Origin of the sequence: Erwinia artemisiae, assembly GCF_051400835.1 — a bacterium.
Taxonomy (GTDB): Bacteria; Pseudomonadota; Gammaproteobacteria; order Enterobacterales; family Enterobacteriaceae; genus Erwinia; species Erwinia aeris.
Genome location: NZ_JBLFFM010000003.1, coordinates 189141 through 205497, shown reverse-complemented (window position 1 = coordinate 205497; position 16357 = coordinate 189141). Strand labels below are relative to the sequence as shown.

The following is a 16357-nucleotide window of genomic DNA, read 5'->3' as shown; positions in this document are numbered from 1 at the left end:
GTCCCTTGTTGTTCCTTACATTTAAATTTTGCATTCCTGTCGTGCTGATTGTATAAAGCGCCGCCGATGTAGCGCCGATCGCAATGCCGAAATTTATTGTCGAAAATCTCCTCTTTTTCGTTTCCTCAGCGTAGCTGGGTGCCGGAGTCCGCGACGTGTTTAATGTTATACTTCTGATATCGCCTGGTGCGGTTCCTCAGCGTTTTATGCTGGGATGCCCGGTAGTCGATGGGTTGTTGTCGTGGGTTTTCCCTGCGATAGTAGTTAACTGTTCCGCATCATTGAAATTCGAGGCTCGCGATGTCTGACGACAGCAAGATGATTAAGGGTTCGTCAGCAGGCGAACAGGGTGTACTCCGCTCAATGCAGGAGGTGGCCATGAGCGATCAAGATGCCAGCAAAATGCTGCGCACCTACAATATTGCCTGGTGGGGCAATAATTATTACGACGTCAATGAGCTGGGGCATATCAGCGTCTGTCCCGATCCCGACGTGCCGGAAGCGCGCGTCGATCTGGCCCGGCTGGTTAAAGAGCGCGAGGCCGAAGGGCAACGCCTGCCCGCGCTGTTCTGTTTCCCTCAAATTTTACAGCATCGCCTGCGCTCCATTAACGCAGCGTTTAAGCGCGCGCGGGAATCCTACGGCTATCGCGGCGACTATTTCCTGGTCTATCCGATCAAGGTTAACCAGCATAAGCGCGTGATCGAATCGCTGATCAACTCCGGCGAGCCGCTGGGGCTGGAAGCGGGCTCCAAAGCGGAGCTGATGGCGGTGCTGGCGCACGCGGGCATGACCCGTTCAGTGATCGTCTGTAACGGCTACAAAGACCGTGAATATATTCGTCTGGCGCTGATCGGCGAAAAGATGGGCCACAAAGTCTATCTGGTGCTGGAAAAGATGACCGAAGTGAAGCTGGTGCTGGAAGAAGCGGAACGCCTGAACGTGGTGCCGCGTCTTGGCATCCGCGCGCGCCTGGCCTCGCAGGGTTCCGGCAAATGGCAGTCCAGCGGCGGCGAAAAGTCCAAGTTTGGCCTGTCCGCTACGCAGGTGCTGAAGCTGGTTGAGATCATGCGCGAAGCCGGCAGAATGGAAAGCCTGCAGCTGCTGCACTTCCACCTCGGCTCGCAGATGGCGAATATCCGCGATATCGCCACCGGCGTACGCGAATCGGCACGTTTCTATGTCGAACTGGCGAAGCTGGGCGTCAACATCCAGTGCTTCGACGTGGGCGGCGGCCTGGGCGTGGACTATGAGGGAACGCGTTCCCAGTCCGACTGTTCGGTCAACTACGGCCTGAACGAATACGCCAACAACGTGATCTGGGCTATCGGCGATGCGTGTGAAGAGCACAATCTGCCGCATCCGACGGTCATCACCGAATCAGGTCGTGCGGTTACCGCGCACCATACCGTGCTGGTTTCCAACATCATCGGCGTGGAGCGCAACGAGTTTATTACGCCGGAGTCGCCGCCAGCGGATGCGCCTCGCCCGATTATCAGCCTGTGGGATACGTGGCAGGAGATGCACGAGCTGAACAATCGTCGCTCGCTGCGTGAATGGCTGCACGACAGCCAGATGGATCTGTTTGATATCCATACGGGCTACTCTCAGGGCATTTACAATCTGGAGCAGCGCGCCTGGGCCGAGCAGCTTTACCTGAGCGTTTGTAACTACATTCAGCAGCATCTGGATCCGGGTAACCGCGCGCACCGTCCGATTATCGACGAGCTGCAGGAGCGTATGGCGGATAAGATTTACGTCAACTTCTCGCTGTTCCAGTCCATGCCGGACGCGTGGGGCATCGATCAGCTGTTCCCGGTGCTGCCGCTGGAAGGGCTGGATAAGAAGCCGGAGCGCCGCGCCGTGCTGCTGGATATTACCTGTGATTCAGACGGCACCATCGACCACTATGTGGACGGCGACGGTATCGCTACCACCATGCCGATGCCGCAGTACGACGTGGATAATCCGCCGATGCTGGGCTTCTTTATGGTCGGCGCGTATCAGGAAATCCTGGGCAATATGCACAACCTGTTCGGCGATACCGAAGCGGTTGACGTTTATGCTTACGCGGATGGGCGTGTTGATGTGCAGCTGTCGGACGAAGGCGATACCGTAGCGGACATGCTGGAATACGTGCAGCTGGATCCGAACGAGCTGCTGACGCATTTCCGCAAGCAGATTGCCGAATCCGATCTGGACGATGAGCTGCGCGCGCAGTTTATCGAAGAGTTTGAAGCGGGCCTCTACGGCTACACTTATCTGGAAGATGAGTAAGCCTTAGCCGCGCGGTCGGGCGGCGCTTTTTCCGCCTGACAACCTGAACCCAATCCCTTTCTCGTCGGGCCTAACGACGCGACAGGGATTTTTTTTAGCTATAACAGCAAGGCCAGCCTGGCCGACAGCAAGAGAGGGGCTTATGTATAATACTCTGGGCAACCAGTACGATAACTCTTTGGTTTCCAATGCTTTTGGTTTTATGCGTTTTCCGGTTAACTTCCAGCCGTACGACAGCGACGCCGAATGGGTGATCACCGGCGTACCGTTTGACGCGGCCACGTCCGGCCGTCCCGGCAGCCGCTTAGGGCCGGGCGCCATCCGTCAGATCTCCACTAACCTGGCCTGGGAAGGCTGCCGCTGGCCGTGGAATTTCGATCTGCGTCAGCGTCTGAACGTCGTTGACTGCGGCGACCTGGTTTACGCTTTTGGCGATTCGCAGGATATGAGCGACAAATTGCAGGCCCATGCGGAGAAGCTGCTGGCTAACGGCAAACGCATGATGACCTTTGGCGGCGACCACTACGTCACGCTGCCGCTGCTGCGCGCGCACGCGAAACACTTCGGCAAAATGGCGCTGGTGCATTTTGATGCGCATACCGATACCTATTCCAACGGCCCGAAGTTCGACCACGGCACCATGTTCTACACCGCGCCGCAGGAAGGGCTGATCGATCCGACGCGCTCCGTGCAGATTGGTATTCGCACCGAGTTCGATGCATCGCTGGGCTTCAATGTGCTGGATGCGGCGCAGATTAACGATCGCAGCGTCGACGATATCATCGCACAGGTGAAAGAGATCGTGGGCGATATGCCTGTTTATCTGACTTTTGATATCGACTGTCTGGATCCGGCTCACGCGCCGGGCACGGGCACGCCTGTTGTCGGCGGTCTGACCTCGGACAAAGCAACTAAGCTGGTGCGCGGTCTGCAAGGGCTGAACATTGTGGGCATGGATCTGGTGGAAGTCGCGCCGGGCTATGACCAGTCCGATATCACTGCGCTGGCCGCCGCCACGCTGGCGCTGGATATGCTGCACGTTCAGGCTGTGAATAAAGGCGAGTAATCGTCGAAAGGGGCCAGCCGCAGGGCTGGCCTTGTTCAGGCTTATTTTCCGGCTTCGATGCGCGCTTTAATATGCGCCGCGCGGGATTCGGAAGAAGGGTGAGAATCGAACATGGTGCTCGCGCTGCCGCCTTCCAGCTTCGCCAGTTTCTCAAAGCTGGTTTCCAGACCCAGCGGGCTGATACCGCGTTTTTTCAGCAGATCGAACGAGTAGTCGTCAGCCTGTGACTCCTGTTTTTGTGAGAACTGCGCGTTAACCAGCTTTTCGCCCAGATCGCCCAGCTGCGACTGCGACAGCGTAGCGGCAATACCGCCAACGGATGCGGCCGCGGTACGCGCTGCGGTGGTGCCGTAAGCGACCTGCATCGCGCGGCGGGTATGGCCCAGCGCCACGTGGCCCATTTCATGGCCCAGCACGCCTTCCACTTCGTTGTCCGTCATCATATCCATCAGGCCGCTGTAAACGCGGATACAGCCGTTGGCCATCGCCCAGGCGTTGACGTCTTTGGTCAGGTAAACCTTATAGTTAGCAGGCGTGCCGTTGATGTTATCGCCAAGCGCGGCGGCGATTTTATTCAGGCGCTGGGTGTAAACGCTGTCGGCGGGTGCAATCTGCGCTTCGCTGTCCATTTGCTCGCACGATTTTACGCTCAGCTCTTTTACCTGCGCGTCGCTAAGCGAAGCGGCCTGATAAGCCTGCGCGCCAGACTGCAACAGCGCGTTGCTGTCAAAATTCTGACAGCCGGTCAGTGCGGTAGCGACGGCCAGCGCCATCAGAGAAGCGGGTATTTTCATATTTCCATCCATTAGATAACAAGGTAATAAAAACAAACACCTGCCGTTAAAGGCAGGGAATAAGACTGGCACTATGTTAACTTCCTGCGCGCTAATGCATAGTTCCAACGTCTGAAAAACGCAAGTATGGCCCTGTTTTTTTGCACTTTTCGCCATGTACATTCGGCTGCTCTTTCATGTACATTGAGGGTCGTCTTTTGCAGCTTTGCCTGATAACTCATTGATTAAAATAGGTTAAGGACGGCGAAGCCTTTAATCCGACCTGGAGTAGAACATGTCTTCTCGTAAAGAGCTTGCGAACGCCATTCGCGCATTAAGTATGGATGCTGTACAGAAAGCGAAATCCGGCCACCCTGGCGCGCCCATGGGCATGGCGGATATTGCCGAAGTGTTATGGCGTGATTTCCTGAACCATAACCCAACCAACCCGCTGTGGGCCGACCGTGACCGCTTCGTGCTGTCCAACGGCCACGGCTCAATGCTGATTTACAGCCTGCTGCACCTCTCTGGCTACGATCTGCCGATTGCCGAGCTGGCGAACTTCCGTCAGCTGCATTCCAAAACTCCAGGTCACCCGGAATACGGCTACACCGCCGGCGTTGAAACCACCACCGGCCCGCTGGGGCAGGGCATCGCCAACGCCGTGGGTATGGCTATCGCCGAGCGCACGCTGGCCGCGCAGTTCAACCGTCCAGGCCATAACGTTGTCGATCATAATACCTACGTGTTTATGGGCGACGGCTGCATGATGGAAGGGATCTCGCACGAAGTTTGCTCGCTGGCCGGTACGCTGAAGCTGGGCAAGCTGGTGGCTTTCTATGATGATAACGGCATCTCGATTGATGGTCACATCGACGGCTGGTTCACGGACGATACCGCACAGCGTTTTGAAGCCTACGGCTGGCACGTGGTGCGCGGCGTGGACGGCCACGACGCGGAAGCGATCCGCAAAGCGGTTGAAGAAGCAAAAGCGGTCAGCGACAAGCCTTCACTGCTGATGTGCAAAACCGTAATTGGTTTCGGCTCGCCGAACAAAGCTGGCACGCACGATTCCCACGGCGCGCCGCTGGGCGACGAAGAAATCGCGCTGACCCGTAAACAGCTGGGCTGGCACCACGCGCCGTTTGAAATCCCTCAGGATATCTACGCGCAGTGGGATGCTAAAGAAGCGGGCAAGGCGAAAGAAGCGGCCTGGAACGAGAAGTTCGCGGCCTATGCCAAAGCTTATCCCGAGCTGGCTCTGGAGTTCCAGCGCCGCACCAAAAACGAGCTGCCGGAAAACTGGCAGGCCGAGTCGCAGAAATTCATTGAGCAGCTGCAGGCCAATCCGGCCAAAATCGCCAGCCGTAAAGCCTCACAAAACGCGCTGGAAGCTTTCGGCAAGCTGCTGCCGGAATATCTGGGCGGCTCCGCCGACCTGGCGCCAAGCAACCTGACCATGTGGTCTGGTTCTAAGCCGATCAACGAAGACGCGGCGGGCAACTATATTCACTACGGCGTGCGTGAGTTCGGCATGACCGCTATCGCCAACGGCATTACGCTGCACGGCGGTTTCCTGCCGTATACCGCCACCTTCCTGATGTTTGTGGAATATGCGCGTAACGCTGCCCGTATGGCCGCGCTGATGAAAATCCGTCAGGTGATGGTCTATACCCACGACTCTATCGGTCTGGGTGAAGATGGCCCGACGCACCAGCCGGTTGAGCAGCTGGCCAGCCTGCGCGTCACGCCGAACATGAGCGTATGGCGTCCGTGCGACCAGGTTGAGTCTGCGGTAGCCTGGAAATATGCGATTGAGCGTCACGACGGCCCAACCGCGCTGATCTTCTCCCGCCAGAACCTCGCGCAGCAGGATCGCAGCGCCGAGCAGCTGGCTAACGTGGCTCGCGGCGCCTATATCCTGAAAGATTGCGACGGCACGCCGGAAGTGATCCTGATTGCGACCGGTTCTGAAGTGGAGCTGGCGGTTGGTGCTTACGAGAAGCTGAGCGCGGAAGGGCGTAAGGCGCGCGTGGTGTCCATGCCGTCTACCGATGCTTTCGACAAGCAGGATGCGGCCTACCGTGAAGCCGTACTGCCGAAAGCGGTTGGCGCGCGCGTGGCGATTGAAGCCGGTATCGCCGATTACTGGTTCAAATACACCGGCCTGCATGGCGCGGTGGTTGGCATGACCACCTTTGGCGAGTCGGCACCGGCCGAGAAGCTGTTTGAAATCTTCGGCTTCACCGTAGACAACGTGGTCGCTAAAGCGAAAGAGCTGCTGTAATAAACCGGGTTCGCCTGTGCAAGCAGGTGAACCTTCCTGGCAATCGCTTAAGCCGTAATCAATCCGGTTCGCCTGTGCAAACAGGCGAACCTTTTTACCTACTGCGCGGTGTCCCGCAAATGGAAATCCTGGCTGGGCGGTATCACCGGCTCCGCAAAGCTTTTCACCACGTTGCTTTCCGGCTCTCTTTCCGTCTTATAAGGCTTGGACTGGCCATAAAATTTACCCTGCTGGTTGATCGAAAGCGATTCGCACTCGATGGTGCCATCCATAAATCCGTTGGCGTTAATGGCCACCTCCCGACTACAGCATAATCCTTTCAGCTCGCCGCTGATTTCGGTGCGTTGCGCCCAGATTTCCCCTTCGACCCGCCCATCTTTCTGCACAAAAACGGTTTTTTCTGAATTCACCTTACCGTTAACGCTGCCGGTGATATGAATATCGCCTGCGGCGCTGATTTCACCTACGATGGTGCAGGTATCCGGGATGGTGGTGGTGCCTGTGGCAGGCGCACCGGCGACGCTGACGACGGTTGCGGCAGAGACGCTTTCTTCAAATTCGCTGTCCATTAGCGAAGCGGAAGCGGGCGGCACGGGCGAAGTGTAATTCAGCGGAGCGCTGGGTTGACGGGGATTCTCTTTACGTTTGAACATCGCTATTTCCTTATTTAACGTGAATTTCCTGAAGGCAAGCCAGGTAAAAATGGCGGAGGCTGCGGCCATTAACAGTCCCCGATGCTGGCGGATCAGCAACAGCGTTGTCGCCCAGCTTAGGGAATAGACGAGCAGCGCTGAAGCCCAGATAATCCAGAGATACCAAAGCAAGTTGTAATTCATATTCCGGCACGGTTAGTGACCAGAGAGTGGACGCCAGATCTTTCCCGATCTCGCTACAGCCAGCCGCGCTTTTACCGGCGCTCTGCTGTGGGCGTCTCCTTCCTGGAAACGGTTGTCAGAGAGAAAATTCTGATATTTACCTGCAAAAGTAAGAAAATTCCGTTGATCGTGTCGCTAACTGGTTACTTGAAAGTAAATATCAGTAAAAGTTACTTTACTACTTTGTTGAGCGTTGTTGGCCTGTTTTTTATACAGAACCTTATCTAAATGTGATGCAGGTCAGATTTTTAAACTGTGGATTGATCTGGCGCATTCCAATTATTCCGCATTGTCTTTATTGTAGCTGAACCGTTTCAACAAGCATTGGCACTGACCTCTTTCCGTGGGAAAAACGGCCCGGTAACGCAAAAATTCCCTGTACAAACGGGAACGCCTGGCTCAGGCTAACGCTCCGGTTTTGCACAGAATTTGGATGCAGGAGTGATATGACGGTTCGTATTGCCATCAACGGTTTTGGACGCATTGGGCGCAACGTGCTGCGCGCGCTTTATGAAACCGGACGCCGCGCGGAGATTACCGTCGTGGCGGTTAATGAGCTGGCGGAAGCCGCCGGCATGGCGCATCTGCTGAAATATGACACCAGTCATGGCCGTTTTGCGTGGGACGTTCGTCAGGAGCGGGATCTGCTGTGGATAGGCGAAGATCCTGTGCGCATTCTGCATCGGGCCGCTATCGCCGATCTCCCCTGGAAGGAGCTGAACGTGGATGTGGTGCTGGACTGCACCGGCGTCTGGGGCAGCCGCGAAGACGGCGAAGCGCACCTTGCCGCCGGGGCGAAAAAAGTCCTGTTTTCCCATCCGGGCGGCAACGATCTTGACGCTACCGTGGTTTACGGCGTCAATGAAAAAGCGCTAAAGGCCAGCGATCTGATCGTCTCTAACGCCTCCTGCACCACTAACTGTATTATTCCTGTGATTAAGTTACTGGATGATGCTTTCGGCATTGAGTCGGGAACGGTCACCACCATCCATTCCGCCATGCACGATCAGCAGGTTATTGACGCTTACCATACTGATTTGCGCCGCACTCGCGCAGCCAGCCAGTCGATAATTCCGGTCGATACTCGCCTTGCTGCGGGTATCGCGCGTATTTTTCCGAAATTCAATGACCGTTTCGAAGCGATCGCCGTGCGTGTACCGACAATCAACGTGACCGCCATTGATTTAAGCGTCAGCGTCCGCACGCCGGTAAAGGCCTGCGAGGTGAATGCGCTGCTGCGAAACGCATCAGAAAAAGCATTTAGTGGTATAGTTGACTATACGGAACTACCGTTAGTCTCCATTGATTTTAACCACGATCCGCACAGTGCCATTGTGGACGGCACGCAAACGCGGGTCAGCGGACAGCACCTGATCAAAACGCTGGTCTGGTGCGACAACGAATGGGGCTTTGCTAACCGAATGCTCGACACGACGTTAGCCATGGCCGCCAGCGGTTTCAGCCAGGGCGCGGACTGCGCCTTTAAAATTTAGAGAATCAACGAGAGGACTCACCATGTCAGTAATTAAAATGACCGATTTGGATCTTGCCGGGAAACGCGTACTGATTCGTTCTGATTTAAACGTGCCGGTTAAAGAGGGCAAAGTCACCTCTGACGCACGTATCCGTGCTTCACTGCCAACCATTGAAGCCGCGCTGAAACAGGGTGCGAAAGTGATGGTCACTTCTCACCTGGGCCGCCCGACCGAAGGCGAGTACAACGAAGAGTTCTCCCTGCTGCCAGTGGTTAACTACCTGAAAGAAAAACTTTCTTCTCCGGTTCGTCTGGAAAAAGACTACCTGGAAGGCGTTGATATCGCCGAGGGCGAGCTGGTAGTGCTGGAAAACGTTCGTTTTAACAAAGGCGAAAAGAAAGACGACGAGGCGCTGGCGAAAAAATATGCCGCGCTGTGCGACGTCTACGTGATGGACGCCTTCGGCACCGCGCACCGCGCCCAGGCTTCCACGCATGGCGTGGGGAAATTTGCGCCGGTAGCCTGCGCTGGCCCGCTGCTGGCCGATGAGCTGGAAGCGCTGGGTAAAGCGCTGAAAGAGCCTGCTCGTCCAATGGTGGCGGTGGTTGGCGGTTCTAAAGTTTCCACCAAATTCGACGTGCTGAACTCGCTGGTGAAAATCGCCGATACGGTGATCGTAGGCGGCGGCATCGCCAACACCTTCGTGGCTATCGACAACAAGGTAGGTAAATCCCTGTACGAGCCGGATTTCGTGGAAGCTGCGAAAAAACTGCGCGACGAATATAAAATTCCTGTGCCAACCGACTCCCGCGTCGGCACGGAATTCTCTGAAACTGCGCCTTCAACCGTGAAGAAAGTCTCCGAAGTTAAAGATGATGAAGAGATCATGGACTTTGGCGACGAAACCGCAGAAGCCATGGCTAAGTTGTTGAAAGAAGCCAAAACTATTCTGTGGAATGGCCCGGTGGGCGTGTTTGAATTCCCGAACTTCCGCAAAGGCACCGAAATCGTGGCGAAAGCCATTGCCGACAGCGACGCATTCTCTATCGCAGGCGGCGGTGATACGCTGGCTGCCATCGACCTCTTCGGCATTGAAGATAAGATTTCTTATATCTCTACCGGCGGCGGCGCTTTCCTTGAGTTCGTGGAAGGTAAAAAACTGCCTGCGGTAGCTATGCTGGAAGAACGCGCGAAACAGTAACCTCTGGGGCGGAGGGCTGCCTCCGCCAGAATGATTTGCCCCTTAAGGCGCAACATCTTTTCCTACTGCCGACGAAACAGGACAAAAGACATGTCTAAAATTTTTGATTTCGTAAAACCAGGCGTTGTCACCGGTGACGACGTACAGAAAATCTTCAAAGTCGCAAAAGAGAACAAATTCGCACTGCCAGCGGTTAACTGTGTCGGCACCGATTCCATCAACGCCGTGCTGGAAACCGCCGCGAAAGTTAAAGCGCCGGTTATCATCCAGTTCTCCAACGGTGGCGCGGCGTTCATCGCCGGTAAAGGCCTGAAGTCCGATAAGCCGCAGGCTGCAGCCATCCTGGGCGCAATCTCCGGTGCGCATCACGTGCATCAGATGGCGGAACACTACGGCGTGCCGGTTATCCTGCATACCGACCACTGCGCGAAAAAACTGCTGCCGTGGATCGACGGTCTGCTGGACGCGGGCGAAGCTCACTTTGAAAAAACCGGTAAGCCGCTGTTCTCTTCTCACATGATCGACCTGTCTGAAGAGTCGCTGGAAGAAAACATCGAAATCTGCAGCAAGTATCTGGCGCGTATGTCAAAAATCAACATGACGCTGGAAATCGAACTGGGCTGCACCGGCGGTGAAGAAGACGGCGTTGATAACAGCCATATGGATGCTTCCGCACTGTACACCCAGCCGGAAGACGTGAACTACGCTTACGAAAAACTGAACGCAATCAGCCCGCGTTTCACTATCGCGGCCTCTTTCGGTAACGTTCACGGCGTGTATAAGCCAGGCAACGTTAAGCTGACGCCAACCATCCTGCGTGATTCTCAGGAATATGTGACCAAAAAACATAACCTGGCGCACAACGCGCTGGACTTCGTTTTCCACGGCGGTTCCGGTTCTTCCGCTGCTGAAATCGAAGAGTCTATCAGCTACGGCGTGATCAAGATGAACATCGATACCGATACCCAATGGGCGACCTGGGACGGCATCCTGCAGTACTACAAAAAGAACGAAGGTTATCTGCAGGCGCAGCTGGGCAACCCGGAAGGCGCTGATAAACCAAACAAGAAATACTACGATCCGCGCGTATGGCTGCGCTCTGCTCAGACTTCCATGATTACTCGTCTGGAGCAGGCGTTTAAAGAACTGAACGCGGTAGACGTACTGTAATTTTCTCGTTCTGAACAGAAGGCTCCCTCGCGGAGCCTTTTTTTTGGGCAAATTTTAGAACGTCAGCGAAGTTTGCCTTCTGCATTTCTGTAAATATTGGCGCGGCTATCGGCTTTTCGCTTATTAAAAACCCTGCAAAAAAAGCGCCTTTGCGGTAACAAATTATTAATTTGCCTCGTTATTTGGCACCAGACAGCATTTTTAGTTACGCTTGAGGTTTGGGATGCCAGCCTGGACTGGCAGTCTGCTTACTTCCCGGCGGGGAACAACAACAGGATAAGCAAATGGAAGATTTGAACGTAGTCGACGGCGTTAACCGCGCTGGCAGCTGGCTGGTACACAATCAGGCGCTGCTGCTGAGCTATGCGGTAAATATTGTAGCGGCCATTATCATCCTGATTATCGGGACTATCGTAGCGCGTATCATTTCAAAAACGCTGAACAAGGTGCTGCGCGCTCGTCATATCGACGCCACCGTAGCCGATTTCCTTTCGGCGCTGGTGCGCTATGCCGTGATTGCGTTTACGCTGATTGCGGCGCTTGGGCGCGTAGGCGTACAGACGGCGTCGGTTATCGCCGTGCTGGGTGCCGCAGGTCTGGCCGTCGGTCTGGCTTTGCAGGGCTCGCTCTCCAACCTGGCAGCTGGCGTGCTGCTGGTGACTTTTCGTCCGTTCCGCACCGGTGACTTTATCGATATCGGCATTATGGGCACCGTACAACAGGTACAGATTTTCTCTACCACGCTGAAAACCGCGGACGGCAAAACTGTTGTGGTGCCAAACGGTAAAATTATCGCCGGCAACATCGTAAACTTCTCTCGCGAGCCGGTTCGCCGTAATGAATTTATCATTGGCGTCTCCTACGATGCCGACGCGGACCAGGTTCTCAAACTGCTGCGCGAAGTGGTGGATGCCGATCCTCGCGTGCTGCAGGATATGGGCGTACAGATTGGCCTGAACGAGCTGGCGGCTTCGTCGGTTAACTACGTGGTGCGCTGCTGGAGCAACGCGGGCGATCTGCAAAACGTATACTGGGATCTGATGAAGAACTTCAAGCGCACGCTGGATGCCAACAATATCGGTATCCCTTATCCGCAGATGGATGTGCACCTGCATCAGACGGCCGAGACAAAAAGCGACGCTGCTCAGACTGCTGCGCCAGTACAGGCAAAGGCAGAGTAGTGTTAGCCGGTTGAGCCTGACGGCTTGCTCATCATGCAAAAGAAAAGGCGGACTGCGGTTCGCCTTTTTACCGATCGTTATCATTAGCTAAGTTTATGGAGTATTAGAATCTTCAATTTCCTCTAATGATGCTGTCGCTATACACTCGCCGCCAGCTGAAACCGTTTGAGGAAGACTCTATGTTTGCCGTTTTTCTGCAGGGCATGGCGCTGGGCGCCGCGCTGATCCTGCCGCTGGGGCCGCAGAATGCTTTTGTGATGAATCAGGGCGTGCGCCGCCACTACCATTTAATGACCGCCGCGCTTTGTACGCTGAGCGATATCCTGCTGATTTGCGGTGGCGTGTTCGGTGGCAGCGCGCTGCTGACCCATTCCACCCTGTTGCTGAACCTGGTAACCTGGGGCGGCATACTGTTTCTTTTGTGGTACGGCTGGGGGGCGCTGCGTACCGCCTTCAGCGGAGATGTGGCGCTGGCGTCATCGGAAGCGATGAAGCAAAGCCGTTGGCGCATTATCGCCACCATGCTGGCCGTAACCTGGCTGAATCCGCACGTCTATCTCGATACCTTTGTGGTGCTGGGTAGCCTGGGCGGCCAGCTTCCGGCAGAAGCGCGCAAATGGTTTGCACTGGGATCGGCCTGTGCCTCGCTAATCTGGTTTTTCGGCCTGGCTATCCTTGCCGCCTGGCTGGCACCGCGTCTCAATACCACCAGGGCGCAGCGTATTATTAATCTGCTGGTGGGGCTGGTGATGTGGCTGATCGCCCTGAAGCTGGCGCTGCAGGCGCTGAATATCTGGTAAACACGGCCGAACTCATTCCAGGAATTAAGGTCATAGTCTGGCAGGTACAATCGCACTAAGATGCGAACTGATGGATAAATTGTGGAAGCCGGTACGCTGTAGTCAGGCCGGCTTCTTCTGCTATGACTGAAGTCCCATGGAGGATCTCCTTTGAAGCTGACCAAACTGGCGCTGGCCGCCCTTATTTTTACCTCGCCTTTTGCCGCCGTGGCGGATGAACTGCCTAACGGCCCGCATGTTGTCACGTCCGGGCAGGCAAGCGTCGACGCAACGCCTGATATTGCCACGCTGGCGATAGAGGTTGGCGTCTCGTCGAAAGATGCCTCTGAAGCGAAAAAACAGGCCGACAGCCGTGTCGCCCAGTATTTTGATTTTCTCCAGAAAAACGGCATTGATAAAAAAGATATCAACGCGGCCAACCTGCGTACGCAGCCGGAATACGATTATCTGAAAGACGGCAAATCGGAGCTGAAAGGCTATCGCGCGGTGCGTCAGGTGCAGGTTACGCTGCGCCAGCTTGATAAGTTGAACGAGCTGCTGGACGGCGCGCTGAAATCGGGCCTGAACGAAATCCGCTCCGTTGAGCTGGGCGTGGCTAATCCCGATAGCTATCGCGATAAAGCCCGCCAGGCCGCTATCGAAAACGCGACGCATCAGGCTGGCGAGCTGGCGAAAGGCTTTAACGCTCAGCTGGGGCCGGTTTACAGCATTCGCTATCACGTAGCCAACTATCAGCCGATGCCAATGGCGAGAATGTTTAAAACCGCCGACGCCGCGCCGATGAGCTCGGCCGCGCAAACCTACGAGCAGCAGAGCATTCACTTTGACGATCAGGTGGATGTGGTGTTTGAGCTACAGCGCAAGCAGTAATCTCAGCTTGCTGAAAGCCGCGTCCGGTAAGCATTCCGGACGCTTTTCTTTGCCAGGGATGCCAGGCAAAAATCCGCTTCAACCTGAGCGCTATTCCCCCTGGCGCAGCACGCGATGGCCGTGGGCAATCAGCGCGTCGGTCACTTTGCGCATCAGGCGGCTTTCCGGCGCAAAACGATGCCAGTACAGCATCCGGCGCTGAAACAGCCCCGGCGTCAGATCGATCAGTTCGCCTTCCGCCAGCTCGCGCTCAATCTGTAAGTGCGGGATCATACAGCAGGTCGTGCCCTGACGCGCCAGCTGCACAAAAGCCTCCGACGAGTTAACGATATGGCACGGCACGCTGCCGGGCGACAGATCGAAATTCTGCTGTAAAAACGCCTGATGCATATCGTCAAGATGATCGAAAGCCACCGCCGGCGCCTTCAGCAGTGCTGAGCGGGTCACGCCGTTCGGAAAGTAGCGCGCGGCAAACGCTTTCGAGCCGACAAACAGATAATCCAGCGCGCCGAGCTGATCCACCAGGCAGCTTGGCAGCGGCTGCGGCTGGATACTTACCGCGCCGACTACTTCGCCGCGCCGCAGGCGCTCCTGGGTACGGGTTTCGTCTTCCACCTGAAGATTCAGGCGCACCGGCGAATCGCTCAGCACCGTTTTCAGCGCGGGCAGCAGCCAGGTCGCCAGACTGTCGGCGTTCACTGCCAGCGACAGCAGCAGCGGCGTGGTGCCGCTGTTTTCATCGCCCAGCCACTCTTCTTCCAGCAGCTCTACCTGATGCAGCAACGCCAGCAGCTTTTGCCCCTGTTCGGTAGGGCGAGGCGGCACGGTGCGCACCAGCAGCGGCTGACCAAACATATTTTCCAGCTGCTTGATGCGCTGGGAAACGGCTGACTGGGTAATACAAAGTTTTTGCGCCGCGCGTTCAAAGCCGCGCTCGCGAATGACTGCATCCAGCGCCTGAAGCGTTCGATAGTCCGGGCGTTTCATTGTTGTTTTAGCTCTCTTTCAGGTGTGGAATCTGCACTATGCCATATTTTTGCCATTTTGCCCTGCGCTTAAAGCTGGCGTCCCGGTTTTGCGGCCTCTCTTCCAGAGTGACAACAAATGGCGCCGCAGGGCGGTTTTTTCAACGAGGGTTGCTTTATACTATCGCCACACAGTAGCAGCACGGATTCTAAACTTACCATGACGCAGGATGAACTGAAAAAAGCCGTTGGCTGGGCCGCGTTAAACTATGTTGAACGCGGCACTATCGTTGGCGTGGGCACCGGATCGACCGCCGCCCACTTTATTGATGCGCTGGGCTCGATTAAAAATGAGATTGAAGGCGCGGTTTCCAGCTCGGAGGCTTCCACGCTCCGGCTGAAAAGCTTAGGTATTCCGGTTTTCGATTTGAACGAGGTGGATTCCCTGTCGGTTTACGTTGACGGCGCCGACGAGATCAACAGCGCGATGCAGATGATTAAAGGCGGGGGCGCGGCGCTGACCCGTGAAAAAATCATTGCCGCCGTGGCGAAGAAGTTCGTCTGCATCGCCGACGAATCCAAGCAGGTCGACGTGCTGGGCAAATTTCCGCTGCCGGTCGAGGTCATTCCTATGGCTCGCAGCTTTGTGGCGCGCGAGCTGGTGAAGCTGGGCGGCCTGCCGGAATATCGTCAGCAGGTGGTCACCGATAACGGTAACGTCATCCTGGACGTGCATAATCTGAAAATCCTGGATGCCGTCGCGCTGGAAAAAGCCATCAACGCGCTGCCGGGCGTAGTCACGGTGGGGCTTTTCGCCACGCGTGGCGCGGACGTGGCGCTGATCGGCACGGCAAACGGTGTAAAAACGCTGGGCGATTAGCTGATTAGCGTGGCCGTTTTACCAGCCGGGAATGGCCGGTAGCGCATCAAGGTCGTGGCCGTCAGCCGCGACCTTAAACGCCAGGCTCTAAGTCATAGCTGTAGCCATAGCTATAAGCGCCAGGTCATAGCCGTAGCCGTAAGCTCTGAATGCTAAGAGCTAAGAGCTAAGAGCTAAGAGCTAAGTGCTAAGTGCTAAGTGCTAAGTGCTAAGTGCTAAGTGCCAGGTGCTAAGTGCCAGGTGCTAAATGCCAGGTACTAAATGCCAGGCCACAATCGATAAGCTCTAAGCTCTAAGCTCTAAGCTCTAAGCTCTAAGCCATAAAAAAACGATCTTACCGGCGCGGCTATCGCCTCGGTTAATTTTTATAAAAAAACATCTTTTCTTTTGCCCCACAAATTTGGTGACTTATGTCACGGAATTTACCCCCGCCTCGCGATCCTGCTGACGATGCTTCACGTGTCATGATTATCTGCCGATTTATGCTGATGCTTTCGGCTGCCGTGCTGGCCGCAAGGCAATCGTTTGTATTGCCGC

Annotated in this window: 14 protein-coding genes; 11 read left to right on the top strand and 3 right to left on the bottom strand. The window is 55.7% G+C overall.

Annotated features, from left to right (window positions below; all coding sequences use genetic code 11):
• Positions 1-206: 206 nt before the first annotated feature.
• From ACMGEE_RS08775 to speB, 3 genes are all read left to right on the top strand, one after another.
• The gene (locus tag ACMGEE_RS08775; RefSeq protein ID WP_367317868.1) at positions 207-308 is read left to right on the top strand and encodes a hypothetical protein; all 102 of its coding nucleotides are present in this window, start codon (positions 207-209) and stop codon (positions 306-308) included.
• Complete coding sequence (gene speA / locus ACMGEE_RS08770) at positions 301-2277, top strand: biosynthetic arginine decarboxylase (RefSeq protein ID WP_125287325.1); 1977 nt, start codon at positions 301-303, stop codon at positions 2275-2277. Before ACMGEE_RS08775 ends, speA begins: the two co-directional genes overlap by 8 nt.
• A 142-nt stretch (positions 2278-2419) precedes the next feature.
• On the top strand, positions 2420-3343 hold the full coding sequence (speB, locus tag ACMGEE_RS08765; protein WP_125287326.1) for an agmatinase: 924 nt from the start codon (positions 2420-2422) through the stop codon (positions 3341-3343).
• Positions 3344-3384: 41 nt separating this feature from the next.
• Here speB and loiP read toward each other — a convergent pair whose 3' ends face one another.
• The gene (gene loiP, locus ACMGEE_RS08760; protein ID WP_125287327.1) at positions 3385-4137 is read right to left on the bottom strand and encodes a metalloprotease LoiP; all 753 of its coding nucleotides are present in this window, start codon (positions 4135-4137) and stop codon (positions 3385-3387) included.
• Between the two features lie 274 nt (positions 4138-4411).
• On the opposite strand from loiP, the gene tkt reads away from it, so the two are divergent.
• Complete coding sequence (gene tkt / locus ACMGEE_RS08755; RefSeq protein WP_253458618.1) at positions 4412-6403, top strand: transketolase; 1992 nt, start codon at positions 4412-4414, stop codon at positions 6401-6403.
• A gap of 98 nt (positions 6404-6501) precedes the next feature.
• Here the strand turns inward: tkt and ACMGEE_RS08750 are convergent, their stop codons facing one another.
• Positions 6502-7056 carry a bactofilin family protein gene (locus tag ACMGEE_RS08750; RefSeq protein ID WP_436829906.1) on the bottom strand — a complete coding sequence of 185 codons (555 nt, stop codon included), beginning with the start codon at positions 7054-7056 and terminating at the stop codon, positions 6502-6504.
• A 668-nt stretch (positions 7057-7724) separates the two neighbouring features.
• On the opposite strand from ACMGEE_RS08750, the gene epd reads away from it, so the two are divergent.
• From epd to ACMGEE_RS08720, 6 genes are all read left to right on the top strand, one after another.
• Complete coding sequence (epd, locus tag ACMGEE_RS08745) at positions 7725-8771, top strand: erythrose-4-phosphate dehydrogenase (RefSeq protein WP_253458624.1); 1047 nt, start codon at positions 7725-7727, stop codon at positions 8769-8771.
• A 22-nt stretch (positions 8772-8793) separates the two neighbouring features.
• Entirely contained in the window at positions 8794-9954 is a 1161-nt protein-coding gene (gene pgk / locus ACMGEE_RS08740; RefSeq protein ID WP_253458627.1) for a phosphoglycerate kinase, read from the top strand.
• Positions 9955-10044: 90 nt separating this feature from the next.
• Positions 10045-11124 carry a class II fructose-bisphosphate aldolase gene (gene fbaA / locus ACMGEE_RS08735; protein ID WP_125287332.1) on the top strand — a complete coding sequence of 360 codons (1080 nt, stop codon included), beginning with the start codon at positions 10045-10047 and terminating at the stop codon, positions 11122-11124.
• 284 nt (positions 11125-11408) lie between these two features.
• The gene (mscS, locus tag ACMGEE_RS08730; RefSeq protein WP_301253209.1) at positions 11409-12305 is read left to right on the top strand and encodes a small-conductance mechanosensitive channel MscS; all 897 of its coding nucleotides are present in this window, start codon (positions 11409-11411) and stop codon (positions 12303-12305) included.
• 179 nt (positions 12306-12484) lie between these two features.
• Positions 12485-13105 carry an arginine exporter ArgO gene (gene argO / locus ACMGEE_RS08725; RefSeq protein ID WP_436829905.1) on the top strand — a complete coding sequence of 207 codons (621 nt, stop codon included), beginning with the start codon at positions 12485-12487 and terminating at the stop codon, positions 13103-13105.
• A 150-nt stretch (positions 13106-13255) separates the two neighbouring features.
• Positions 13256-13975 (top strand): oxidative stress defense protein, encoded by a 720-nt coding sequence (locus ACMGEE_RS08720; protein ID WP_253458639.1) that lies wholly within the window; start codon positions 13256-13258, stop codon positions 13973-13975.
• A gap of 90 nt (positions 13976-14065) precedes the next feature.
• Here ACMGEE_RS08720 and ACMGEE_RS08715 read toward each other — a convergent pair whose 3' ends face one another.
• The gene (locus ACMGEE_RS08715; RefSeq protein ID WP_436829904.1) at positions 14066-14962 is read right to left on the bottom strand and encodes a LysR family transcriptional regulator ArgP; all 897 of its coding nucleotides are present in this window, start codon (positions 14960-14962) and stop codon (positions 14066-14068) included.
• 198 nt (positions 14963-15160) lie between these two features.
• On the opposite strand from ACMGEE_RS08715, the gene rpiA reads away from it, so the two are divergent.
• Entirely contained in the window at positions 15161-15820 is a 660-nt protein-coding gene (rpiA, locus tag ACMGEE_RS08710) for a ribose-5-phosphate isomerase RpiA (protein ID WP_253458641.1), read from the top strand.
• Positions 15821-16357: the final 537 nt, after the last annotated feature.